This is a genomic window from Stomatohabitans albus (genome assembly GCF_036336025.1).
GTDB lineage: Bacteria > Actinomycetota > Nitriliruptoria > Euzebyales > Euzebyaceae > Stomatohabitans > Stomatohabitans albus.
Genome location: NZ_JAYKKE010000001.1, coordinates 114,991 through 140,190, shown reverse-complemented (window position 1 = coordinate 140,190; position 25,200 = coordinate 114,991). Strand labels below are relative to the sequence as shown.

Here is a 25,200-nt window from a genome sequence, read left to right as displayed (position 1 = left end):
ATGGAACTAACCAAAGTCACCTACTAAAAGGACATATATGCACAATCTTTTCCCATTGCTTGCCCAAACGAGTTCTCAACTTACGGAGCAAGAGACCGCAGCAGTCGGCGCAGCTGCCCTTGTTGTTGTTCTGGTGGCGTTAATCATTTCGATTATTTTTGTCATCCCGCTGTTCGTCATCTTCAAGAAGGCCGGGTTCCCCGCATGGGCGGCAATCATCCCGATTTACAATATCTATATCTGGACCAAGATGATTGGGCGTAGTCCGGTCTATGTATTCGGTGGCATTATTCTCTTGGCCCTCTTGAGTGCAGTTCCATTTGTTAACTTCCTCACCGCACCAGTAGCAATGATTGTAGGCATCCTGATGACCTATGAACAAGCCATTGTTTTTGGACAATCTCCTGGGTTTGGAATTGCCCACGTTCTCCTGACCCCATTCACCAATTTCTACCTGGCATTTAGTGGCAACGCGCAATATCAGGGTCCGCTCTATGGTGCCGATCAACGCGTACTCATGGAGTCACCCTGGATTGATCCGGCATTGATGGGTGTTGGCGTCAATACGTACGGTGGGTACACGGCGCAAGCACCAGGGAATGTTGGTGGATACCAGCCGCCCGCTGCACCATCACAACCGCCTGTTCCGCCACAGCAGCCACCAGCCGGCGGGAATGGATTTGGCCAGTCGGACAGTCATGGATTTGGCCAGTCGGACAGTCATGGATTTGGTCAGTAATACCGACTGATTCTTGTAGTGCTTACTACAGTCAAGAACGGGAGACCCTGTGGTCTCCCGTTCTTGCTATGTGAATCGCAGTAGCTCTTCATTGCGTTTTGTCGGGCTATCTCAAGAACACCTGTCATGTTCAGCATCTACCCCCTAGGCTAGGGAGAGATTGTTCACGGAACGAGCCGAGAATAACAACTGGTATGGAGGACCAATGACCCCTTATGGCACGATGCGCACCCACGGTGCAGGCACATTACGCGCGACACATACGGATGAAACCGTCACACTTGCGGGGTGGGTAGCTAAGCGACGTGACCATGGTGGTGTTGTATTCCTTGATCTTCGTGATCGGAGTGGCACATGCCAAGTCGTTGCGAACCCGGAAGGCAATGATGCGGTAGCCGCAGCCCATGATGTGCGTAGCGAATATGTCATTAAGGTGACGGGTACCGTGCGTATGCGTCCTGTAGGGATGCGCAACGACCAACTGGACACTGGGGATATTGAAGTTGAGGCCCAACACCTTGAGATTCTCAGTGCAGCACAAACGCCACCATTCTTGGTTGAAGATGGCATTGACACAGATGAAACGATCCGGCTTAAGCACCGCTATGTTGACCTTCGTCGTCCTGAGTTGGCTAAGCGTATTCAAACGCGTGCCAAGGTCACCTCTGTGATGCGTCAGGTACTTGAAGCAAATGGGTTCTTGGATATTGAAACCCCTATGCTGGCTCGATCCACACCCGAAGGTGCCCGTGACTTTCTGGTACCTAGCCGACTTCAGCCCGGCGAGTTCTACGCCCTCCCTCAAAGCCCTCAGCTTTTTAAACAGCTGTTGATGGTTGCTGGTTTGGAACGGTACTACCAGATTGCACGTTGTTTCCGCGACGAGGATTTGCGTGCCGACCGCCAGCCAGAGTTCTCTCAGCTCGATATTGAAGCCTCATTTATCAGTGATGAGGATATGTATGCGCTGAATGAAGAGATTATGGCGGCCCTTTGGCGAGAGGTACTCGGTCAGGAACTCTCCACCCCCTTCCCACGGATGACCTACGCCGAGTCAATGCGCCGCTTTGGTACCGATAAACCCGATGTACGGTTTGGGATGGAGTTGGTCGATCTTACCGAACGCCTAGCGGGTACCGAGGTCGGGGTCTTTAGGGGGGCAATTGATGCTGGTGGATCAGTGATCGCAATCTGTGCACCAGATGGCGGAACGATGACCCGTAAACAATTTGACGGTTGGGTTGACTTCGCCAAAGCCCGAGGGGCAAAAGGCTTAGCTTGGGGAGTTGTTGAGACGAACGGCTCGCTACGGTCCCCGCTGTCAAAGTTTATGAGTCCCGATGAGATTGTGGCCATCGTTGAAGCCTGTGCAGCGAAGCCAGGGGATGCGATCTTCTTTGGTGCTGGAGAAACGACTGTAACGCAAGCCCTCATGGGTGCGGTGCGAAACGCCATGGGTGCTGAATTGGGACTTATTCCCGATGACCAGTGGGCATTCTTATGGATTACCGACTGGCCACTCTTCGAATGGAATGCCGACGACAACCGATGGGAAGCTCTCCACCACCCATTCACCCGTCCCGTTGAACCTGGCGCCACGTTTGCCGAGCATCCTGGCGAAGCCCTTGGCATTTGTTATGACTTGGTCCTAAACGGTGTTGAACTCGGCTCAGGTTCGCTTCGTATCCATGATGCCCAACAACAAGAAGCTGTTTTCACTACCTTGGGTATTAGTCCCGAAGTTGCCCAAGAACGCTTTGATTTCTTCTTGCGTGGGTTGAGCTATGGCACACCACCACACGGTGGAATTGGCTTGGGACTGGATCGTCTCGTGATGCTGATGGTTGGGGCAAGCTCAATTCGAGATGTCATAGCCTTCCCCAAAACGAAGTCTGGTGACGATCCGATGAGTAGTGCACCAAGCCCCGTTGACCATGCACAATTGACCGATTTGGGGTTACGTACACTACCTCAGACAAAATAGGGAGTACCGTACCGGCAATGGCCGATCTTGTAGAGCCCATCCCCCAAGTCGCAATAGGTGACCTTGCCGCAGTCGCAGATCGCTATGTGAAAGATGCCGGTGATGCGACGTTAATGCTTGTGTCTTGTGATAACTGGGTGGATATGGTTCGTGCCGATGGGTTCACGCGATTCCATGCTTATATGGATCGGGCCATTCGTGTGGCCATGAAATATGTGCCACCCCACGGACGTGTACTGCGATTAGAGAGCGACCAGTTCGGGATTGTTACCTCAGGGCTAACGAACCGAGAAGGTCGCGCCCTCGCAATGCGCATCCAAATGCTGGTCTCTGGTGCAGCCACACCAGAAGATACTGATCCCATTATTTCGGTAGTCGTCGGTCACCTTTACCCTGGTCGGGCCACCGCACTGGAAGTCATTAATCGGGCTAAAGATGTCCTTACCAAAAGCCATACCCCAGGCATGGTGGTTTCAGTCTCGAGTGCGCCATTAGCTGACCCCTGGGATGATACGGACACCATTCCTATACCTACCCTTAAAAAACCGACGCCAGCCTTGCCTATCCGAGCCCTCCCTATTGTGCGGATTGAGCATCGAGAAGTGGTTGCCTTTGAACTCGTTACGAAGTCAACCCCTGATTTGCGTGATTTATCCACTGCCTTGGAGATGGGACAATCCTTGTCAGGTGGACTCAATCTTCATGTCAATATTCCTGGTGCATGGATGACGCCAGGGATGATGGAAGAAGTCGTCCGCCGCTTAGAACAGGGACCATCCAATACGTTCCAACTTTGTATAGAGATCAGCGCAAAAGCATTTACCCAAGATGAGGCGCATTTTAAAGAGTTTGCCCACATGGTTCGTGCCATCGGCTGCATGGTTGCGCTTGATGATGTGGGATTTGGGGCAACAACCCTTGAACAGTTCGTTGATATTGAACCTGACATCGTGAAATTCCATCCCACCGTGTTAAAAGAACTTCGTGGGTCTAACCGTGCCCGTGCGGCTCGCATGGTTGATGTTATGACGTACGGTGAGCACATGCTCATTGGGCTGGGAATAGAGGATGATTCTGATGAGTTCCTTTTTGCCTCTACAGGAGTCATGCTGGGGCAAGGGCCCCTCTATGGGCCGCCACCCCAATAAAAAATAGAATTATTAACGTAGGTGGCATAGCGCTTGTGTATTCGCTAGCGTCCTTGACGTATGCGTGTCTATCCTGCTTTCATCTGTGCTTTATCCATTGCAGCTTGCCTTTCGCTACCGGCAAACGCGACACCGAGTGATCTTCAACGTTTGTATTCAAGCAACGACCCAGAGACCATTCGTAACGGGGTTGATGACGAACCAAGTGCAGCTATTAGTCGTGGTGCCAAACAACAGCCAACGCCCATTCCTGGCTGTGCCTTAACGACCACAGGGAAACCTGCAGTTGATATGACTCGTGAAACTGGCATCGTGCCCTTTGATGAAGTGCTCACACAAGCGTGTTTATTAGATAAGGCAAGTGACCGAATCCATCTTGTCACAGGATGGAACACCGCATCGGGGCGAGAGGTTTTTGCGATTCACGTGAGTAACGCAGATGCGAGTGAACGTCAACGCGCCCAAGCAATGCGTGATCGGTTACGTACCGATCCTGTGCGTTTGGATGCAGACCTTAAATCCGGTGCTGTGATCCCATGGCGCCAGACCTTGATGGTAACCGGGAATATTCATGGCTCAGAGGGTGAGGGTACAGACGCGATATTGGCTTGGGCACGCTACCTCGCCAACGCAAAGGGCACTGATCCCATTGTTGAAGGGGCAAGCACCGGTCCAACGGTAGACGCGTTTCTCGATGCGTATGAGCTTGTCCTCGTTCCCTCGGTGAACCCTGATGGACGCACGGCAGGTACACGACGAAACGCGGCTGGCATCGACCTGAACCGTGACCAGGTGACACGATCTCAACCAGAAACAAAAGCACTGCAAGCGTTGTTACAGCGTTTTCAGCCAGTCATGCACCTTGATTTGCATGGATATTACAGTCCCAGCGGCAATGCGATGGGCTTAGTTGAGCCGGCTGGAACCCCACATGCCGTTGCGATGGACCGTGCGTTACTTGAATCTCGAATGGCCGGGTGGCTGCATCGGCTCGATGAGCAAATCATCAATAGACCTGATGTACGGGCAATGGGCTTTGATGCGAAACAGGTCGGGGTAGCCATGCGGGATGAAGCGAATGGGCGTTGGGATGACTGGGCACCGGTATATACCTCGGTGTGGTCCACACTGATGAATGGTGCTGGGGTGACGGTTGAATCCCCCTTTAATCCCTTTGGACGGCCACTAGTCAATGGGAAGAACCCTGCGGTGGCGGGCAATATTGCCTTCCACCGTGGGGCCATGGATGCGATGGCGCTTGCGGCGATGGATACACGGAGTGAATTAGCGTCCTCACTGATCAACTACCGTATCCAAGCGGCCACCGGCACCCAAGGATCAAGTGGTCAAACGTGGCCGGCAGGCTGGGTTATTCATGCGCCAGATACCCAACATCCCAATGTCAATGTTGAGCGGTTAATTACGAATCTGGTTGAAAAGGGGGTTACCGTCTCGTATTTGAGTGAAGATGCCACTATTAATGGCAAACCGGTACCCAAAGGCTCGGCATTCGTTTCTGCCAAACAGCCATATCGAGCGCTTGCGTCAGTGACCCTTGGCTCGGGTGCCCTGGTGCCTGGGGATCGCACCACTGACTTGGCGGCGTGGTCACCCGGTCAATTATGGGGTGTTGAGGTGGATGAACTCGCCCAAGGCCAGTCACTGCCCCAAACCACCGCAACGGCTCCGCCTGTGTCGGGTGATGCGGATATGACGGGCCCTTGGCAGATGGTGCCACGCTCACTCGAACAAGTTCGTGTCGTGAATACACTGCTAAAACGTGGGGTGGAGTTGTATCGCAACCCCAAGAATGGTGCGATCATTATCCCAGCGGCGCACCTGAACGATATTCGTGCAGATCTGGCCACCATGAATATCACCCAGGCCGGTGACCTCCCCGACCATCTTGAACGAGTACGCATGTTACGGGTGGGGATCACGTCTGATGCAGCCCATATGAATTGGTTGGAATTGATGGGATTTGAGCCAGTTTACGTGGATTTATTGAAAACTCCCGAGGTTCCCAACAACCTTGATGTCCTCATTCTGACACGCCATATTAGTGCACCAGCGGCGGCACAAGTGCGTGATTGGGTCACCAAAGGTGGCGCACTTATTGCCATTGATGGTGGTCAATTCATGTTGACCGATATGGGATTTGCTAAGCAAAATCCCGTAGGCCTTGGTCGTCGATCTGCTGGTCTTATCACGGCTGAACAGAGTGAGCGAGATCCGGTTATGCCTGGTCGCGCGACCCATCAAGTCGAACTTGTAGAGCCTTACCAAGTGTGGGAAACCCTTCCTGATACGTTCCGTGCCGTTCAAACGATTCCTTCTGGTAGTGCAATTACCAGCGGATTGTGGCCGAGCAACTACCGAACCAAGACGCCGATGTATCTCACGATTGCCGCTGATGTGGGACGTGGGCGGGTGGTGGCCTCTGGTGCGCAACGGATATTGCGCCATCACATGCTTGGTCAGGTTGATGAACTCTTTGACTGGATGCAGTGGGTATCTAAGCCAACCACCGCGCCAACCACGATGCATACCGTAACGCGTGTGGCTGGACCAGACCGAGTTGCAACATCCCTTGCCTTGGCTGCACAAACCCATCCCGACCATGCCGATACGGTTGTGATTACCCAGTCCAGCCGGTGGGCAGACACCCTTGTTGCGGGGCCTTTGGCGGCCGCCCATAACGCACCTATTGTATTGAGTGGAATGGATGCCATAAGTCAACCAGTCCTTGAGCGTATTCGATCGCTTGCCCCTAAACGAGTATTCTTAGTCGGTGGAGAACAAGTATTGAGCCGTCACGTGGTTGACCAGCTTCGGGCGTTAAATGCCGATCTGGATATCACTAGACTGGGCGGAGCCACCCGATATGACACGTCAGCGCTCGTTGCGGCAACATTCCCAACGACCAGTCCTATTGTTGTGGCTACGGGGGATAAACCCGCTGATGCACTCACTGGCGGGGTATTTGCTGCCCGTAAGGGTGGTTTGACCTTACTTATTCCTGAACAGGGTGCAGTACCAGCGGCTATCAGCGACCAGGTACAACGTCGCCCTGGCCAACCGCTCACGGTGATTGGTGGCTCCCAAGCCGTTCGTGACGAATCGGTGAGTGCACTGACCAGCGGGAATCGGCCGCACACACGATTGGGTGGACAGAACCGCTTTGAAACAGCCGTCACCATTGCCAACGCACTTGCACCGACAGGGGTCATTGGTATCGCCAATGGAGGTTCCACGGCGGACGCCTTGCTTGCAACCCCACTGATGCAAGCAAAAAAGGGCGTCATGCTGCTGACTGATTCCACACAACTGCCCGATTCCACTCGGAGTGCCATCGAATCATTAAACCCGCGACAGGTACTGCTCATCGGTGGAGAGCAGGTCATTGATCCCACGCTGGGCCACGAGATTGCGGTGCTTTCACCGTGACGGGTATCTCGACCACCACTGTCCCGGCTCGGTAGCTATGTCGGGGCAGGGTGGGGTGCTAGCTATCTGCTAAAACGTGACCGATACGATCAATGATGTCAGTCAAAATGGGGTGCGGTGTGCCAAGGTTGAGGCGCAAAAAGTGTTGCCAGTCACTACCGCAGGCAACACCGTTCGTACCCATTACGTTCGCACGTTCCGCTAAATAGGTGGCTGGTTGACCTGCTGCTGGGGTGTGAGCGAGGTTGATCCACGCGAGATAGGTGCCTTCGGCTTCTTGATAATCTCGACCGGCCTCCACCCCTGGCCATACCCCGGCTGCAATGGCATCTGACAGATAGCGAATATTGCGTTCCAGATAAGGGATAAGGGTAGGTAGCCAGGTGGGGGTTGATGCGTACGCAACGGTATTCGTAAACAGTCCGAGTGTTGGTACCCGATCAGTAAACCGATAAAACGGGCCAGAAGCAAAGAGGTCGTAGTGGGCTTGATTCGTAAAGACCAACTGGGCACAACGGTGGCCAGGAATATTCCAGGCCTTAGATGGGCTTGTGGCGGTTACCGAATGGCTTGCAGCCAGCGGGCTAACCGTGGGGTATGGGATGTGTTGATGGCCAAAATATGTTAAGGGAGCGTGAATCTCGTCATTGAAGACAATCGCATTGTGGCTATCCACAATGTCGGCCAACGTTTCTAGCTCTTGGCGGGTGTAGACCCGCCCGGTCGGGTTCTGAGGATTACAGAGGGCAACGCTTGTTGCGCCTTGACTCAGTGCCCGATCAATGCCATCAAAATCCATTGCCCAACGTGCTTCAGGCCGGCTCGGCACCTCAATAATGGGGCGACCGATAGCGCGCAGCGTTGAAAAGAAACCCATGTACGCCGGCGTTGGTACCACGATAGGTTCGCCTGGGTTGGTGAGCATCTCAACAACAATTTCCATCCCACTCAGCACATCTGGTATGGGTGCCACGAGATCAGGGTTCACATTCCAGTTGTATCGATTGGCACAAAAATGACTAAATGCCTGAGCCATTTGTTGAGGCCACGGGCTGGTGAGGTATCCGTGGCGTTCTGAGGAGGCATAGTCGATAATGCAATCACGTATCTCGGGAGCAATCCCAAAATCCATTTCAGCAATAAAACAACCAATATGATCGGGGAAACGGCTCCATTTCGAACCACCAACATCACGGAGATGGGCAATGGAAATCTGATCCCACTGTGCATGTATCGGATTTATCATGGCTACACCGTTCCTTCAAATGGTGGCGGATTTTGACCACGACCAGCATGTTCAGGGAGCATGACAGGAATATTGTCCCGGACGGGATAGCGAATATCGCACTTTGGACAAATTACAAGTTTCCGACGTTCCTTGTAATAGACCGGTGTATGACATTCCACACAAACCAGTAGCTTGATTAAATCTTGAGCAACGGCCATCTGGGTTCCTTACCACTATGAGCAATCTGTTTGAACTCTAACGTACCTGACCCCTATGCCGATGAAAAAAGCTATGGCCATCGCAGGAATCGGAACAATCAGTGACCGCATTGGCACCATTGCCGCACATATCGCTGAAATTGAGGGAAATAACCCGTTCCATCGCAGTACATCAGCCCAGCATTCACCGGCGAAAACCGCTGGTCCAGGTTCGTCTGCAGCTGCCTTTCAATCCCATTTGGCTGCCCAAACACTCCAGGCATATGGGCAAGGGTTTGGTACCCAAGGCGGTAGCAGTGGGGCGACAGGAATGACATCATCAGGTTTGGTGAGTAGCCCACTTGGCTCAAGTGCCTTCGGGACAGGTAGTGCACACCAGCTCGCACAGCCTGCGGTCCAGGCCCTTAGCGCCATCCTCCAGGCCGGAGCTATGTCCTCGGTGGGTACCGGTGCAGGTGCTCAAACACCTGGTGGGACATCTGCTCAGGCACTCGTCGGGGGTATGGCGCAAGTAGGCGTTGCTCCCGGTATCCCAGGGGGAGTGCTCACTAATGGTGGTCAGCCACCCATCGGGGTTGGCGCAGATGATCCAGCCCAAGGTATTGCAGCCCTGGCTCGCGGTACGCATCCTGCTGTTCCTGACCGACGAGACGGCAAAGTTCCCGCTGCACTACGAGAGTTTGGTAACGGTAAGATTCCTGCTGATCAGCTTGAATCGGTAGGGGTTGGGGACCACGAGCTATGGTCACCGGCAGCGAAAGCATTCAAAATGATGCGAGCGGCCGCTAAACGTGATGGTGTCGATATCGGCGTAAACTCGTCGTACCGTGATGTGGCCTGCCAACAGTGCATGGTTGAAAAATATGGCTTGTATAGCAAAGGTGGGCGGGCAGCTGCACCTGGCAAGAGCAATCATGGTTGGGGGCTTTCTATTGACCTTCAGCTCAATGATGCGGCAAAAGCCTGGATGCGTAAAAACGCAAAGCATTATGGCTTCGTTGAAGATGTTCCACGAGAGCCATGGCACTGGACCTTTGTTGCCGATCCCCAATCCGTTGAACAAAATACCACGGCATTGATGCATACGGCATCGCGTTCACCGGTGTAGGACTGCTGCACCACACAAACGGAGGCCCGTTCTTGGGCCTCCGTTTCTAGTTGTATCTACGACCTAATTATCCAGATCCACAATGACGGTGGATGTAGCCGCATACGCCTGATCGGTACGTAAGGTAATCACGATTTGTTGTTCACCGGCTTGCGCTGGTATCTCTAGCTGAGCGTTGTACAGCTCCTCTTCATCTGATGCAGAGAATGACTCCGCCTGGCCGAGTGCGCTCCCGTCGGTTCCAGTCACTTCAACTTGAGGATTGGCACCACGGGTGATGATATTCACCGTTGCCGCCTGGCCAGCCGGGATACTGACCGGCCAATTCACACCGTCAGCCGTTTCTGCTCGACCAGCGAAGGGTGCAATATGTAAGGACACATTCGCACTGATGGAATCATTCGCACGCGCAGTAACGGTAACTGGTCCACCTTTCTCGTTCTGAGCCACAAACCGATAGCCGTTTCGCCCATTATCAAGGGTGTTCGCCGCACCGATAGCCTCACCGTCTGTATTTTGCGCAATAAACCCAATTTGCGCATCCGGCGGTGTCTCAACGGTCAACACAAACGCTTCACCGGGTTGGGTTTCAACAGTCCATTCAACCTGATTGTTCTGGTCTGCAGGGAACGTCACGCTTGAGTTCCCCGGTGCCAGCACGGCAACGCCAGTACTTTGCGCGAAGAACTTGTCATACAGCACATAGTTCCAAAGGGCATACGCACCACCGGCCACAAGCAACGTTGCGAGTACCGCAATGAGGATACGTTTGACCGAACTGCCCTTAGCTTGTTTCTTAAGCGCAGGACCAGCAGGGGCCTGGTCACCATCAGGTACGGGGTGAGACAGCGTGGGTGATGTAATTGGGGCTGGCCCAATACCGCTGGGTCCAGGCTGTCCCCACGTTGTGCGTCCTGGTATGGGCGCTGTGCCCGGTGGTGGGGAAACCTCGTCCTCAGGTAGGGGTGCGGTAATAAGGCTAGGGTCACGCACCGGCGCGACGGGGGTGTCCTCAACACCAGCAATTACGGGGTTGAATGGAGCTGCGATTTCTTCCGCAACTAAATCTTCTTCATTAGCTGGGGTTTCGATGACCGGTTCAGGTTCCTCATCAGGGCGCATCCATTCAGGGAGATCTTCGGGTGCCATGGGCACGCCAGACCCGAGAGGAGGTGGGGGTGCTGATTCGATGCTTGGTAGCACATCACCAGATGCCTTACCGGCTGTGCTAAAGGTATCCTCTACCACATCACCACTGTCATCGTTAAAGGGCAATGCCGCGACCTGACCGCTTGGTGGTGGGGGAGGAGGTGTTACGCCAGCTGGTGCACCCCATCCTGACCGGGCGTCGTCATCGGACACATCCCAACTTGGCGTCACGTCTTCGGTGGGTGTATCCCATGTGGTGGCTGATTGGGCAGAACTCCCCCAAGCTGGTGAGGTATCGTCTGTAGTGTTATCCCAAGCTGACGCCTCGGGCTCTTCACTCACATTCCAGGTGCTGGCCGTATCGTCGGTAGGGGTATCCCATGTGGCCACTGGGCGGTCATCTGTACTATCCCAACTGCTTTGGGTTGCTTGGATTGACTCACCCGATATGGATGACGGATCGGGCTGATCGCTTGACCAGGAGGGGTATTGTTCAGCCGATTCATCCCATTGGGTTGATGGTTCTGCCTCATCGGTTGTAGTGGATGCATCACCCGGGTTATCCCAATTCAATGCCATCGTCTCATCAGACGTACTCCAGTCCTCACCGGTACCGTCTGAATCGCTTGCATCCGTATTGGCCCAAGCAGGAAGCGCATCTTCGTCTGATGATGGTTGGGTGTCGTCAAGTTCTCCCCATGCCGGGAGTGCATCTTCACTACTGGAACTCGTTGGTACGGGTTCAAGATGGCTATCAGATGGTGATGGAATATCCCACTCAGCCACGGGATCAGTGCCTGATGCAGCTATGTCATGGGTTGGCGTGTCGACATCTACCCAGCTTGGCGTTACATCGTCGGGTTCACTCACCGTCGTGTCATCTGACGGTTCGGTGGTCGCTACTGAGAAGGCGGGGAAGTCATCCTGAGCGCTATCAGGTGCGCTTGTCGTGGTTGGTTGCGCACCTTGTTGGTCACCCCAACTGTTTGGTTCCTGATCAAGGGTGTCATCATCAGCAAGACCAAGGGGTTGGACAATATCGTCAGCATCGTCGTCGCTAGTTCTCAGCATCCAATCCGGCATTGCCGTGTTGTCATCTTCATCATGGCTGAGCGCGAGGTCCTGGTCCGTCTCACGAAGCCCATCCCAGGTTGCCGGTGTTTCTGCTGCTGGCGCACTACTCGTAATGACAGATTCCTGTCCGCCCAAATCTGTGTCGAGATCATCGTTCACCAGCGGATCATTGAGTGCATCAGTGATCGTTGGTGCCGGTGATGGCGGTGGCACTGGCAAATCAGCAGCGAATCCGGGCATCGAGGGGATGTCCCAGTCAGACTGACTATCTGATGCCGGCGGCAGCGGTACCGCAGGAGTGGTATCCACAGGAGGCACTGAGGTGTATTCAGCGGCTTCTCGCTCTGCTTCAGCCATATCGTCAGGCAAACTCGCTACCAATGCGGCCTGTGCTTCTTCATCAGCGGTACGGCTGGTATCTGTCTCGCTGAACATGCCGGCTGGCATCGCCACGATGTCAGGGGCATCGTGCGTATCAGATAGCCCTATCGACGAGGGGTGACTACTGAGGTCTTCCCCGTCATCTCTAGAGATAGCTGAAGGTGATTCAGCTTTGGCACCACGACGTACCTTCTGAGATTCAGCAGGTGTGGCGGTCGAAAAATCATCAAAGTCCCACCAACGAGGGGACGAGCTGGTGTCGGTCACGCTGGCTCCAATTCGTTAAGTTATAACGATAATAGACGGGATACGGGCAAACTGGGTTGATATGTGGAACGAACTTCCGTTAGACCAATATCGGGCACAGCAAGACGATTCTTTACGAGAATGGCTAAGTCAAGAGGTAATTGCCTATGCACCGTATTGGAATATTCGCCTCGCTGACCTTGTAATTCAAGACGTTGACGCCTTGCGAGAGGTGCCAGCTGCAACCGAAGATGATGTGGCAGGGCGTGGCGGTCCTGGTAATCCCGCACTGATGCTGACTCCAAAAGAACGAGAAGTTCGCCAAAAAGCAGGGTTGCGGGATCTCTTTGGGCGCGCCCGTCACGGTACGAGCGTCCAAGCACGCCGTGATGCGCTGTACCACGCTTACAAACCAGTTCATGTGCACGAAGCCGGGGTAGATAACGTCCTGGCCATTGCCTGGTCTTCCGCTGATCTGGAACGAGGATTAGAAAGTGGCCGAGACCTTGCCGCAGTACTGGGTCTTCACGAAGATGACACCCTCATCAATTTAGTTCCGGCCGGCCCAACCCTAGATTTTTGGGGAATCGTTCATTTAGGACGTGGGCAGCGCATGGCGTCACTCCATCCCCGAGGCACGGGTGAATCCGTTCTTGCCCCTGCTCGGCGTGGGTTTGGGTTATTGCCGGCGAGCGTTGTAGCCGTACCCACTTATGAGGCGAGCCTCCTTATTGAGCGTCTGTTAGATGACGGGGTAAAACGGCCTCACATCCACGTCGTACTGTGCGTTGGCGAACCACCAGATGAAGGCCTTCGGGCGCAACTTGCCACGATGAGTGAACGGATTGCTGGTCATCCCGTCCGTATCCAAGCGGTATGGGGTCCAGCGGCTGGTCGGGTGCTCTATGGTGAGCCACCGATGGCCGAAGACGCTGACCCCAGTGAGTTCCATGGGCTCATGACCTATGGGGATAAAGACATTGTGGGCTTGCGTGACCCTGAGACAGGGGAACCGATTACCCAAGGGCCTGGAGAATTGGTGATCACCTCCCTGGGCTGGGCTGGGACCGCACTGGTGCAATTTGCTACCGGCACACGGGTAGAAGCCATTATCGAGGGAGACCCTCACCCCTATAGCCAGTCGGTTGCACCGCGGTTAGTTGGAACAATCACAGAGGCTGCCTGGCAACCGTTAGTGTCGGTTGCCCCGCCAGGGATACGCCCAGATAGCTCAACGTTGGAGCGTCCAGATTTTCGCGGTATCCGGACCGATATCGAGGAAGCGCTGCGATTGGCCCAAGCCAATGAATACGCGTTGTCGGTGATACACCAGCGGCTCGTCATCCAAGTAGATCGCATTGATCGTCCGTCAATACGGATAGCGACCGCCCAAATTGGCAAGATTTGTGGTGTCGAACCCACCATTGAAGTAAGTCATCGTCTTCCTTCCGGTCCGCGTCGGATATTGGGTGGGGTGTTGTAAGTGGTACTGGAACCCAATAGACAATCCGTCTACTTGGATTATGCAGCGAGTGCGCCGCTACATCCCAAGGTTCGTGAGGCTATGGACCCTTGGCTCGATCCGGTCCATGCTGGAAACCCATCTGCTGTGCATCGTGCGGGACGCCAAGCCCGAACAGCACTTGAGGACGCCCGTGACCGTATTGCAGATGCGTTGGGTATCCACCCACTCGATGTCCTGTTCACCTCAGGGGCAACCGAGGCCAATAATCTCGCCATCGCTGGTGCGCTTCAGGGCGATGCACAGGCGCATGTCATTGCGGGAGCCACAGATCATCCCTCAGTAATCGAGCCACTGACGTACGCCCAAACCCAGGGGCGATGCACCCTCACTTGGTGTACCCCGATGCCGGTTGGTAATCCAGATTGCGGGGTTATTCCAGCCGAACACGTGACTGCAGCCCTAACCCCACAAACGCGTCTGGTGGTCGGCACATTGGTGACAAGTGAATTGGGTGCCATCCAACCGATCAGTAATTGGCTTAATGCCATGTCGGTACACGATGAACAAGCAAATCATCCCATTTGGTCCCATATTGATGCCACCCAAGGCATTGGTCGTGTTCCCCTTGAAGACATCGCTGCCCGATGTACCTCTATGGCGATAAGTGCCCACAAACTCGGCGGTCCTCAGGGTGTTGGCGTTTGTATCGTGCGTCGAAATAAAACGATTATCAGTCCCATACTTGGTGGTGGCCAAGAGCGCGGCATTCGATCTGGCACCATTCCCGTGGCACTGTGTGTGGGTGCTGGTGAAGCGATTGCCCATGCGGTGAATAACCAGCAAAGAGAACAGCAGCGGATACAGGTTCTCAGTGACAGTCTTGTTGACGGACTTACCGGAACATCCTGGACACCGACGGTTCGATCTCCTCATCGGGTAGCCAACATTGTGCACCTCACCGCACCTGATACTGACACTGAGACCGCCGTGATGGCCCTTGACCGGGCAGGTGTCTATGTGAGTGCGGGTACGGCCTGTCAAAGTGGTGCGCTGAAAACCTCCCCGCTGATCAAGGCTATTGGCTTAGCCCCAACACAGGCCACCTTGCGCCTGTCAATGGGGTGGGCAAGTACCACCCAAGATATTGCGCAAGCGGTGTCAGCCCTGACGAAGATGGCGGCGGGAACAGCCGCGACAGGCAACATGGGCTCATGCGTGTTTTAGTAGCGATGAGTGGTGGGGTTGATTCAACAATGGCGGCAGCCCTCCTTGTTGAAGCTGGCCATGAGGTCACAGGGGTCCATCTCAAAATGGCCGATACCCCATCGGGACTACCTGGTCGGGGGTGTTGCACCCTTGATGACGCCCGTGATGCCCGTCGTGTCGCTGATGCCCTTGATATTCCCTTCTACGTGTGGGATATGCATGATGCCTTCACCGAACAAGTTGTGGATGATTTCGTAACCGAATATGCCCAAGGACGTACTCCAAACCCGTGTATCCGGTGCAATGAGCGTGTGAAATATGTTGCTGTTCAAGACCGTGCACGTAGCGCCGGTTTTGATGCGCTGGCTACTGGCCATCATGTCCGACTCAATCAAGATGAGACGGGACGTTGGCACATGTTTCGCCCTGTTGACACGGGCAAGGATCAAACCTACGTGTTGTATATGGCCACCCAAGACCGGCTGAGCGCAACGCTCTTCCCTTGTGGTGACTATCCCAAAGCCACATTGCGGGCAATGGCGAAAGAACGCCGATTGCTAACCGCATCCAAACCAGATAGCAGCGATATTTGTTTCATTCCTGATCGTGATACATCGGGCTTCCTTCACCGTCAGCTCGGCTCAGCACCTGGTCCGATTGTGGACACGCAAGGGAATGAAGTTGGCACCCATGACGGGGCGTTTGCCTACACCATTGGGCAACGCCGTGGCCTGGGCCTCGGCGGTCAGGCAGAACCGAAGTTTGTAACTGGAATCCGTGGGAATGTTGTTCAAATTGGGTCGCGTACCGACCTCCAAGTTGCCCAGTTAGCAGCAAGCGGTGCAACCTGGGTGTTGGGTGACCCACCGATCGATGTTGAGAACCTCACGGCACGGGTTCGCTATCACGGTGACCAGTATCCAGTCACCATCGAAGTGGATGGCGACACAGTAACGGTCTATTTTCCTCAAGCCCGGCCACTCGGGGTAGCCCCCGGTCAGGCGGTGGTCTTCTATGACGGTGATGAATGCTTAGGCGGCGCAACGATTGACCATGCCCTTGCCTAGGGTTCCGATTTCTCACTAAGGTTGTTATGGCTGACCCATCCTCCCAGGCGTACTATCAGGCGCTTATCACTGAATTAACGGCAGCTCGGCGGGCCTATGATCTTGCCCAAACAAGCCCGATGCCTGACGCGGATTATGATGCTCGATTTCAAGAGCTCCTCGCCATTGAGGATGCCCACCCTGAATGGGTGCACCCCGAAAGTCCTTCTCAGCAGGTAGGCAGCCCCGCCGCATTTGCACCCGTTGAACACCGCCAACGCATGATGAGCCTTGACAATGTATTTAGTAAAGGGGAGCTAGATGCATGGTTTGCGCGTACAGAAGCTGCGGTTGGTGCCTTGGGTGGCGAACCAGTTGAATGGGTAGCTGAGGTCAAAATTGATGGTGTGGCCATTAACCTGACCTATGACCATGGCCAGCTCGTGCTTGCAGCCACCCGTGGAGATGGCCGTATCGGTGAAACGGTGACGGCAAATGTTCGTGCCATTGCGGGTATTCCAGCACAATTAGGTGATGATGCTCCTGACCTCTTGGAAGTGCGTGGTGAGGTGTATTACCCCTTAGCGGCGTTTACACACATGAATGCTGCGCGCGAACAAGCAGGACAAGCGGTGTTCAAGAACCCACGCAATGCTGCTAGTGGAGCGTTGCGCCAAAAGGATGCGGCCATCACACAATCCCGTCCTCTCGCCGTGTGGATACATGGGATAGGTGCTTGTGAACCTGATGATGCCTTTAGCACTCACCAAGGGTTCTTAGACTGGGCAGCCGGTGCTGGATTACCAGTGGCGCCCTACCGGATTGTGACGCCACATCGTGATGAGGTGTGGGCCCACATTGAAGCCTTAACGGAGCAGCGCCACGAGTTACCGTTTGAAATTGATGGGGTAGTGGTCAAAGTGAATAGCCGTGCTCAAGAAGCACGCTTGGGAGCGACTGCCCGCGCACCACGATGGGCCATTGCCTATAAGATGCCGCCACCGGAACGGCCGACACTCCTGCATCGCATTGCAATAAATGTTGGGCGAACCGGGCGTGTCACCCCCTATGCGGTACTTGAACCGGTGACTGTGGGGGGTGTTGAGATTCGAAACGCCACCTTGCACAACGAGATTCAGATACATGAAAAGGACGTCCGTGAAGGCGATACGGTCCTTGTTCGGCGTGCCGGCGATGTGATTCCTGAAGTAGTCGGGCCGGTACTTGATAGGCGTCCCAAGGACGCAACACCCTTTGAAATGCCAAGTCGGTGCCCCTTTTGTGGGCAACCACTGATTCGACCTGGGGAAGAAGCCCACCATTTTTGTTTGAATGTAGATTGTCCTAACCGGTTGGCTGAGAGTTTGGCGCATTTAGCTGGGCGAACAGCGTTAGATATTGACGGCTTGGGTCGTGCGCGGATTGATTTGTATCTGGAGGTTGGACTCCTCACAACGCTTGCGGATGTATTTGCGTTAGCTGACACCACAACAACCCGTCACGCACTCGCCAATGCGCGTACTGAAGCGATTGCTGCCCTCGCTGATACTGTGCTAGATGATGCGGAACGGCAACGTCGGCACCGAGCGTTAACGGCTGAGCGGACACTCCTGGGATTCAATGCCAAGGGCGAAGCACTGAAAAGCTTCACCCAATTACTCACCCAAATCGAGCGTGCACTCACTCAACCGGTTGAACGTTGGCTTGTGGCGCTCAATATTCGCCATCTTGGTCCAGAGGTGGCCAAAGTACTTGCCGCACATTATCGAACACTTGGGGGGATTCGCCAAGCCAGTATTGATGAGATGGCGAGCATTCATACGATTGGTCCCGCTGTTGCCACGTCTATACATGACTGGTTTGCAACGAGTCACAACGCTGAGCTTGTAGATCGGCTGATTGCCATGGGTATGCGCACGACAACCGACCAACCCGATCCCCATGCACAGCCCGATGGGCCAACCCCACTTGCCAATATGACATTCGTGCTGACAGGTACCCTTGAAGCGATGACGAGACAGGAGGCCGGTGCCGCACTTGCTGCCCTCGGGGCACGCATCTCATCAAGTGTGAGCGGGCAAACGACCGCCGTCATTGCGGGGGACAAAGCCGGGTCAAAACGGACTAAAGCGGAAGCCCTCGGTATACCGATTCTTGGAGAAGACGACCTTGCAGACTTGCTTGCAGGCAATTTTCCTACCAATCTTAGTTTTCCTTAACGAATCTTTGCAGTTGGCTTACCTTTTCCGCAATACCGTGTTGACGTGCAAGAACCTGTGACCTCACCCACTCAACCGCCCCGCCAGGGAGATGTTGGCGTGTCGGTAGATCCAAGTTCTGCCAAACCAAAACGGTTGAAGGATTTACCGCCAAATCCTCCCTACGGTTCGGTTGTCCGACCATTATTGCTGAGCAGGCAAGGCCCGAAGGTCACGTTTGATCCCCGGCACCTGCCTGTTCCGGCCGCCATTTCACAAGTTGCTGAAACAGCCCATAAGCCGCTGGTATGGATGATCTGGGCGACGAGTGGGCTCGTCCTTCTCGTGGCGCTTATTGGGTTATGGCTTGCGACACAGTGGTCACCACCGCCCAGCACTGCTGTCGGGCTGAGTGATACGGAACATCCACCGGCCACGATTGCTCCATCACCACCGGCCGATGAACCTACAACTCAACCGTCTGACCAAAATGACCAAGACGGTGCCAACGCCCAAGATGGTCAAAGCGAGGGTGGTCAAGGCGGCCAGGGGGCTGACGGTACCCAGGGCGAGTCCGGTGGCGGTCAAGGTGAGCAAGGGAGCCAAGGTGGTGCCGGCGGTCAAGACGGTGCTGGTGGACCTGGTGATGGTGTTCAGGGGAAGGGCCCTCATGTTGGCGATGGCCAAGGTGGTGAAGGTGGTGGCCAGCCTGGGGGCAGCCAAGGTGGCGGACAAGCCCCTGGCCAACAACCACCCGGTGGTGCGCCCCATGCTCCACCGGCACCAGGCACAGGTGGTGGCCATGCGTCGCCAACCACCCAGAATCCTGAGCAGTTGCGTGAAACACCCACGTCGAGTACCGACCCATTTATGCATCTGACACTTTTACCGTTGGGTTCCACTGACCTTGGTCCAACGGTGAAGCAGGTTGCTGATGGTCGAGTCGAACAGACGAATGTGATTTCTTTGCGTAATGGCAAAACCATTGAAGTAACGGGCTTTAGAGGTACTGGCACTCGTGCCCTCATTGATCAACACCGTGCCAATGCGGACTTTGATGTGCCAGTGGTCTATGGCAAGGTATTGACCAAAGACAATAATCCCCAACTGGTAGGCCGTATGGGTGCCGATGGTGAACTCATCGGTGTGCTCATTGAAGGCAACGAACGAATACCCGTAAACGATCTAGAGTCCATCGCAAACGGGATGAGGTTTGACTTTGACTGATTTTCCTGAACCTACCGTCCCTTTTGGTACCACTCAAACACAACCTTCCGCACCATCTGAACAGCCGAGCACACCGGAGGTATTTACCGCCCGTGAAGCCGGTGCGAAGTTAACGCAAGTTCTTGCAGAAATTAATCAGGTCATGGTGGGGCAGCAACGGGTCATTGAGCGTGTCATGGTTTGTCTCCTGGCCAATGGCCACTGCCTCTTGGAAGGGCCGCCAGGATTGGGTAAAACGCAATTATTGAATACCCTGTCTGCCACGATGGGTGGCACGATGAGCCGTATCCAGTTCACGCCAGACCTGTTGCCAACTGACATCATCGGCACCCGGATTTGGCAGGCCCATGAGCAAGCCTTCTCGGTTCAGCTTGGTCCGGTATTCGCCAACTTTGTGCTGGCTGACGAAATCAACCGTGCCCCAGCCAAAGTGCAAAGTGCACTCCTCGAAGTGATGGCAGAACACCAGGTCACCATTGGTGGTGAAACACACAAACTTGAGCTGCCATTCCTGGTGATGGCTACCCAGAACCCACTCGATTCAGAAGGGGTTCACCAGCTCCCCGAAGCACAGCGGGACCGCTTCATGATGCGCGTGCTGATTGACTACCCAGCATCCATAGATGAAGAGATGGAGATTGTGCGCCGTGCCAGCGTTGGGCATGAACAGGTCCGCCAAGTGATTAGTATCAACGAAGTGCGCGCACTCCAGCGGACTGCGATGACGATCTATATAGACAAAGCAGTTGCTGACTATGCCGTGCGCATCGCCATGGCAACCCGCCAACCGGGTGCCTTCCGGTTACCGGGCTTGGAACGCATGATTGCATGGGGAGCTAGCCCGCGTGCGTCAATTGCGATGGTGCAAGCGGCACGGGCGCTGGCGCTCTTGCGTGGTCGCGCCCATGTTGAACCTCAGGACGTGTATGACGTTGCTGCCGATGTGCTCAATCACCGTATCGGGCGTTCCTTTGACGCGATTGCTGATGAAGTAGAGATTGATGAGATTCTCTACCATGTCTTAACCACCGTTCCAGCGCCAACCGGTCCAGGGGCATGATTAATCCGCAAGAATTACGCCGTCTGGAGTTTGTATTAGCGAGACGGCTGAATGGGATGCTTCACGGTGACGTATTGGGTGTGCGTCACGGCCAAGGTTCAGAAATTGGTGATGCCCGCTTATATGAGCATGGTGACGATGTTCGTCGCATTGATTGGGCCCTTGTAGCTCGTACAGGTGAAACCTACGTGCGAGACGTGGTTGCTGACCGTGAAGTAACTGCGGTGGTGCTCTGTGACCAGAGCGAATCAATGCTGACTGGCACGCGTGGTGATACCCGGGCGCGGATCGCCCAAGTGTCGGCAACGGCCTTCGGCTATCTCATTTCCCGAGGGCCGAATAAGTTTGGGGTTTTGGGCATCCGAGGTGGTAGGGAGCGCTGGTGGAAACCCCAAAGCGGAACGGAGCATATCGCAACAGTGATGCACCAACTCGGGCGTTGGGCGAACGAACCGGCTGAAGGTGGTCAACGCTCCCTTGGCCAGGGGATGGAGCGTGTAAGTCAGCTGCATCCGCGCCGTGGCGTTGTTGCAGTGGTGAGCGACTTTTTAGACAAGGATTGGCAGCGCCCGCTCTCAGCTCTAGCCCATGTCCATGACACGGTTTGTATTCGTATCGTTGATCCTGTTGATTTGAATTTACCTGATGTCGGTGTGGTTCGTCTCGTAGATCCCGAAACAAACGCACAGCTCAGTGTCGATACCACCAGCAAGCGGATCCGAGAGGCCTATCACCGGCAAGCCCTTGTTCGTCAAGAACGGATCAAAGCCAAAATCCAACATGCCGGGGCCCAAGAGTGGGTGATTCGGACCGATCAGGACCCGGTAACCCAAATGATTAGCCAGGTTCTCGAACGCCAACGGGTGCTTCAGGCCATGAGCGGAACGGTAGCAAGGAAGGCCTCATGATTACCTTTGCCCGTCCACTATTGCTCCTTCTACTGATTGCACCGGTATTAGTGGCTATTACGTGGGCTGTGGTGGCAAATCGGCGTTCAACGTACGCCTTGCGCTTAGCTGATACCAGTCTGTTCGAGGGCTTGGTGTCGGCTCGCCCATCATGGCGTGGGATTGTCCCCGGGATAGGGATGTTAGTAGCAAGTAGCCTGTTCATTATCGCTGCAGCTGGGCCACAGGCTGAACATTATGAAGATGTTGAGGCCTCCACCGTCGTGTTGGTGTTTGATATCAGTGTGTCGATGCTAGCCAAAGACGTGAGTCCAAACCGGCTTGAAGCGGCCAAGAAGGCCGCAGAGAGCTTTGTTGATGCGGTACCTGATAATGCACGTCTTGGCCTTGTGCTCTTTAATCAAACGGTCACTCCAGCAGTAAACCCACGGGTATCGCGTGACGAAGTGAAGCGGGCACTCCAAGAAGCTCAGCCGGATTTTGGTACCGCAATGGGCGATGCGATCAATTCAGCCGTACAGATGATTAAAGCTGATCTCCGTAATCGCAACGTGGACGATACGAAAGGTGCCACGATTGTGGTGCTTGGTGATGGCGAAACCACCGTTGGGAACCCATCAGACTGGGGCGCCCAACAGGCCAAAGACGCAGATATTCCCGTGTCAACGATCGTGTTTGGTACCGGGCAAGGGGAGATCTGGGTTGATGGATTGTATTATCCCGCCCCGGCTGCCCCCGATGAGCTTAAACAGGTTGCCTCTATTACGAATGGGCAGTTTTATGAAACAGCTAATCAGGCATCCCTCACCAAGATTTTTGATGAGCTTGGCACCTCGGCAGGCAAAGAATTGGTTTATAACGAATTCACCTGGCCTTGGATTCTGGTCGGGGTTGTCTTCTTACTCGCTGCCTTTGTGATGAACCTGGTGTGGTTCCGCCGACTTCTCTAGGTGACAATGTTGATTCCACGTCACCCTATGGTGCGGTAGCGTTAGTTGGTGTGATAGTTCTTCCTGGTGCGGCACAACCATTTGCAGTAGAGCAGTGGGATGTGAAAACGGGTGAACGCATTGAGACCAAAGGTGTATTCCATGGAATGGACTCGTTCAATCACTCTGTGGGTTTGGAGTCAATCCTCGGGGCAGCCTTCTCCTTACCACAACGGAGTGATTAGCACCCAACAGGGCGTACCCCACAACGGGTACGCCCTTACTCGTTCCCTGGATTAGCCTAAGCGCCCTCGGGCTTCTGAGATAATCTCCATCACCCGCTCACGGACTTCTTGGCTGGTCGTGCAATTCATCGCCAATTCAGCGGCGTTATTACACTGATTCATCGTGAGATTGCGCAAGGTGTCTTTCACCTCACCAATGGCCGTTGGGGTCATGGATAACTCGCGAACCCCAAGGCCGGCGGCAATCACAGCCATCGCGGGGTCAGACGCTGATTCACCACAAATCCCTACCCAAGCACCGTGACGGTTCGCCCCTTTCACGACCTGATTAATCAACCGGATCACGGCAGGGTTCAAGTATTGAGCCAGCTTGGCTAAACGACTATCAAGGCGGTCTGCCGCAAATAGGTACTGCACCAAGTCATTCGTACCAATTGAGAAGAAGTCGGCGTACTCGGCAAGTTGATCGGCCAATAATGCGGCTACGGGTACCTCAATCATCATGCCGATTTCGAGGTTTGTAGTATCTACCCCAAGCTCTTGAGCAATTTCCAAGGTGCGTTGTTTAGCCGCCTTAAACTCACTCACCACCGACACCATTGGGAACATGATGGCTAAACGCCCACCGTCAGTGGTATCACGATAGGCCATGAGTAGCCCGCGTAACTGCGCGTCAAATAAGTCGGGACGTTCCAAACTTAACCGCACCCCGCGCACCCCAAGTGCGGGATTCTCTTCAGGGTCCTGGTTTACGAAGGGGAGGGGCTTGTCTGCCCCCACATCCATCGTGCGAATTACCACACGGTTGCCTGGGAAGGCGGCAAGAGCTTTACCATAAAATTCGGCTTGCTCTTCAGCCGTTGGAGCTGTGGTGCGGTCTTGGAAGACAAGTTCACTGCGCACCAGGCCCGAGCCTTCAGCTCCTTGAGCAACGGCTAGAGGTAGGTGTTCAAGCCCGCCAATATTGGCCGCAAGCTCAACACGCTGCCCGTCTTTGGTCTGCCCAGGTGTGTTCACCAGTTCAGCCAAGGATTCTTTCCGGCGAGACTCACGCTGGATCCGCAGCTCTATCTCTTCAGCTTCATGCTCATCAGGATCAATCACCATCACCCCCGTTGCGCCGTTAACCCCTACCAAGGTTCCTGGCTCAACTGCCGCAATGATGCCTTCAGCTCCAACGACAGCTGGAATCTCAGCAGCACGGGCCAAAATGGCCGCATGACTCGTTGCTGAACCCTTCTCGGTGACGAGTGCGGCCATCAGTTCCTTGGGGAGTGTTGCGGTCTGGCTTGGCGTGAGTTCTTCAGCAATGATGACGCTTGGCTCGGATGGCACCGCAACGGTCAAGTCCACCCCGTTAATGATGGCCTGGACACGGTTGCTGACATCATCCATATCTGCTGCACGGGCCATCATGTATTCGTCGCCGGTGCTCATCAGCATCTCTTTGAACGTGGTGAATGCGGTTGCCACCGCAATGTCGGCACGGGTGCCGTTGGCAATGTCACCTTTTGCCATATCAGCGAGGGCAGGATCCCCTGCAAACATGGCATGGGCATCAAAAATGCCGGCTTCTTCTTCTCCAACCTCATCTCTCACCTTGGCGGCGATGTCTTGAAGTTGCTCGATAGCCGTTGCGATACTTTGCTCAAGCAGGGTCGTTTCTTCTTCCGGGGTACCCGGTGTTCGGTCGGCAACTGCGTGTTCAGTCCGAAGAATGAACGCAGGTGCGAGAGCGGAACCTGTTGCTGCTGGAAGTCCTGTGATGGAGTGGCTCATATCTCGTAGTCTTGCACGAATTGGAAAAAATGGTTCACCCAGTTTTCGACTGGTCACCATAATTATTGAATATTTGGGTCCAAACCCTGTATCGAGGAGGTTGTCAGTGGCCTTAACTGAAGCACAAACTGCCCACGTGGCCAAGCTGGCCATGTTGGCGTTAAGTGATGACGAGATTCATACCTACGCTCAACAGCTAGATGAAATCTTGACCTATGCCCAAACCATCGCCCAGGCTCCCGGCGTGGATGATGTCGAACCAACGGCGAACCCATTCCGCCAAGTCAATGTGTGGCGTGAGGATACCGAGATAGGTGAACCATTGTCACGTGATGATGTGCTCTTGAATGCACCAGCGGTTGAAGCTGAACAATTCCGGGTTCCGCGCATCATCGGTGAAGAATAGGACATGGCC

At 54.5% G+C, this 25,200-nt stretch carries 19 protein-coding genes; 15 read left to right on the top strand and 4 right to left on the bottom strand.

All coding sequences use genetic code 11. The features are described from left to right. Window positions 1–37 precede the first annotated feature (37 nt). The 4 genes from VCU37_RS00600 to VCU37_RS00585 all read left to right on the top strand — a co-directional run bounded on the left by VCU37_RS00600 (window position 38) and on the right by VCU37_RS00585 (window position 7,318). Window positions 38–739 carry a DUF5684 domain-containing protein gene (locus tag VCU37_RS00600; RefSeq protein ID WP_336248693.1) on the top strand — a complete coding sequence of 234 codons (702 nt, stop codon included), beginning with the start codon at window positions 38–40 and terminating at the stop codon, window positions 737–739. Window positions 740–944: 205 nt separating this feature from the next. After that, window positions 945–2,723, top strand: coding sequence for an aspartate--tRNA ligase (aspS, locus tag VCU37_RS00595; RefSeq protein WP_336248692.1), 1,779 nt, complete (start codon window positions 945–947; stop codon window positions 2,721–2,723). A 17-nt stretch (window positions 2,724–2,740) separates the two neighbouring features. Beyond that, entirely contained in the window at window positions 2,741–3,871 is a 1,131-nt protein-coding gene (locus VCU37_RS00590) for an EAL domain-containing protein (protein WP_336248691.1), read from the top strand. A gap of 60 nt (window positions 3,872–3,931) precedes the next feature. Beyond that, entirely contained in the window at window positions 3,932–7,318 is a 3,387-nt protein-coding gene (locus VCU37_RS00585; RefSeq protein WP_336248690.1) for a cell wall-binding repeat-containing protein, read from the top strand. A 58-nt stretch (window positions 7,319–7,376) separates the two neighbouring features. On the opposite strand, the gene VCU37_RS00580 is transcribed toward VCU37_RS00585, so the two are convergent. Together VCU37_RS00580 and VCU37_RS00575 are read right to left on the bottom strand one after the other, a co-directional pair. Continuing rightward, complete coding sequence (locus VCU37_RS00580; protein ID WP_336248689.1) at window positions 7,377–8,564, bottom strand: MalY/PatB family protein; 1,188 nt, start codon at window positions 8,562–8,564, stop codon at window positions 7,377–7,379. Between the two features lie 2 nt (window positions 8,565–8,566). Continuing rightward, complete coding sequence (locus VCU37_RS00575; RefSeq protein WP_336248688.1) at window positions 8,567–8,764, bottom strand: Trm112 family protein; 198 nt, start codon at window positions 8,762–8,764, stop codon at window positions 8,567–8,569. 73 nt (window positions 8,765–8,837) lie between these two features. Between VCU37_RS00575 and VCU37_RS00570 the strand changes: the two genes are divergently transcribed. After that, window positions 8,838–9,872 (top strand): M15 family metallopeptidase, encoded by a 1,035-nt coding sequence (locus VCU37_RS00570; protein ID WP_336248687.1) that lies wholly within the window; start codon window positions 8,838–8,840, stop codon window positions 9,870–9,872. Window positions 9,873–9,935: 63 nt separating this feature from the next. On the opposite strand, the gene VCU37_RS00565 is transcribed toward VCU37_RS00570, so the two are convergent. Continuing rightward, window positions 9,936–12,743, bottom strand: coding sequence for a hypothetical protein (locus VCU37_RS00565; RefSeq protein ID WP_336248686.1), 2,808 nt, complete (start codon window positions 12,741–12,743; stop codon window positions 9,936–9,938). A gap of 61 nt (window positions 12,744–12,804) precedes the next feature. Here VCU37_RS00565 and VCU37_RS00560 point away from each other — a divergent pair, with 61 nt between their 5' ends. From VCU37_RS00560 to VCU37_RS00520, 9 genes are read left to right on the top strand one after another with little or no spacing between them, the layout of a single operon-like run. Continuing rightward, complete coding sequence (locus VCU37_RS00560; protein ID WP_336248685.1) at window positions 12,805–14,205, top strand: phenylacetate--CoA ligase family protein; 1,401 nt, start codon at window positions 12,805–12,807, stop codon at window positions 14,203–14,205. Beyond that, complete coding sequence (locus VCU37_RS00555; protein WP_336248684.1) at window positions 14,206–15,411, top strand: cysteine desulfurase family protein; 1,206 nt, start codon at window positions 14,206–14,208, stop codon at window positions 15,409–15,411. It begins immediately after the preceding gene. After that, window positions 15,399–16,460, top strand: coding sequence for a tRNA 2-thiouridine(34) synthase MnmA (gene mnmA, locus VCU37_RS00550; protein WP_336248683.1), 1,062 nt, complete (start codon window positions 15,399–15,401; stop codon window positions 16,458–16,460). The genes VCU37_RS00555 and mnmA overlap by 13 nt, the downstream gene beginning before the upstream one ends. 26 nt (window positions 16,461–16,486) lie before the next feature. Further along, window positions 16,487–18,658: an NAD-dependent DNA ligase LigA gene (ligA, locus tag VCU37_RS00545; RefSeq protein ID WP_336248682.1), complete on the top strand. Its 2,172-nt coding sequence runs from the start codon at window positions 16,487–16,489 to the stop codon at window positions 18,656–18,658. A gap of 45 nt (window positions 18,659–18,703) precedes the next feature. Continuing rightward, complete coding sequence (locus VCU37_RS00540) at window positions 18,704–19,864, top strand: hypothetical protein (protein ID WP_336248681.1); 1,161 nt, start codon at window positions 18,704–18,706, stop codon at window positions 19,862–19,864. Beyond that, on the top strand, window positions 19,857–20,924 hold the full coding sequence (locus VCU37_RS00535; RefSeq protein ID WP_336248680.1) for an AAA family ATPase: 1,068 nt from the start codon (window positions 19,857–19,859) through the stop codon (window positions 20,922–20,924). The genes VCU37_RS00540 and VCU37_RS00535 overlap by 8 nt, the downstream gene beginning before the upstream one ends. After that, complete coding sequence (locus VCU37_RS00530; RefSeq protein ID WP_336248679.1) at window positions 20,921–21,832, top strand: DUF58 domain-containing protein; 912 nt, start codon at window positions 20,921–20,923, stop codon at window positions 21,830–21,832. The genes VCU37_RS00535 and VCU37_RS00530 overlap by 4 nt, the downstream gene beginning before the upstream one ends. Next, complete coding sequence (locus tag VCU37_RS00525; protein ID WP_336248678.1) at window positions 21,829–22,782, top strand: VWA domain-containing protein; 954 nt, start codon at window positions 21,829–21,831, stop codon at window positions 22,780–22,782. The genes VCU37_RS00530 and VCU37_RS00525 overlap by 4 nt, the downstream gene beginning before the upstream one ends. Continuing rightward, window positions 22,761–23,006, top strand: a complete 246-nt coding sequence (locus tag VCU37_RS00520) for a hypothetical protein (RefSeq protein WP_336248677.1) — start codon at window positions 22,761–22,763, stop codon at window positions 23,004–23,006. Before VCU37_RS00525 ends, VCU37_RS00520 begins: the two co-directional genes overlap by 22 nt. A 51-nt stretch (window positions 23,007–23,057) precedes the next feature. On the opposite strand, the gene ptsP is transcribed toward VCU37_RS00520, so the two are convergent. Continuing rightward, window positions 23,058–24,785, bottom strand: a complete 1,728-nt coding sequence (ptsP, locus tag VCU37_RS00515) for a phosphoenolpyruvate--protein phosphotransferase (protein WP_336248676.1) — start codon at window positions 24,783–24,785, stop codon at window positions 23,058–23,060. A gap of 106 nt (window positions 24,786–24,891) precedes the next feature. Between ptsP and gatC the strand changes: the two genes are divergently transcribed. Continuing rightward, window positions 24,892–25,191 (top strand): Asp-tRNA(Asn)/Glu-tRNA(Gln) amidotransferase subunit GatC, encoded by a 300-nt coding sequence (gatC, locus tag VCU37_RS00510; protein ID WP_336248675.1) that lies wholly within the window; start codon window positions 24,892–24,894, stop codon window positions 25,189–25,191. Window positions 25,192–25,200 lie beyond the last annotated feature (9 nt).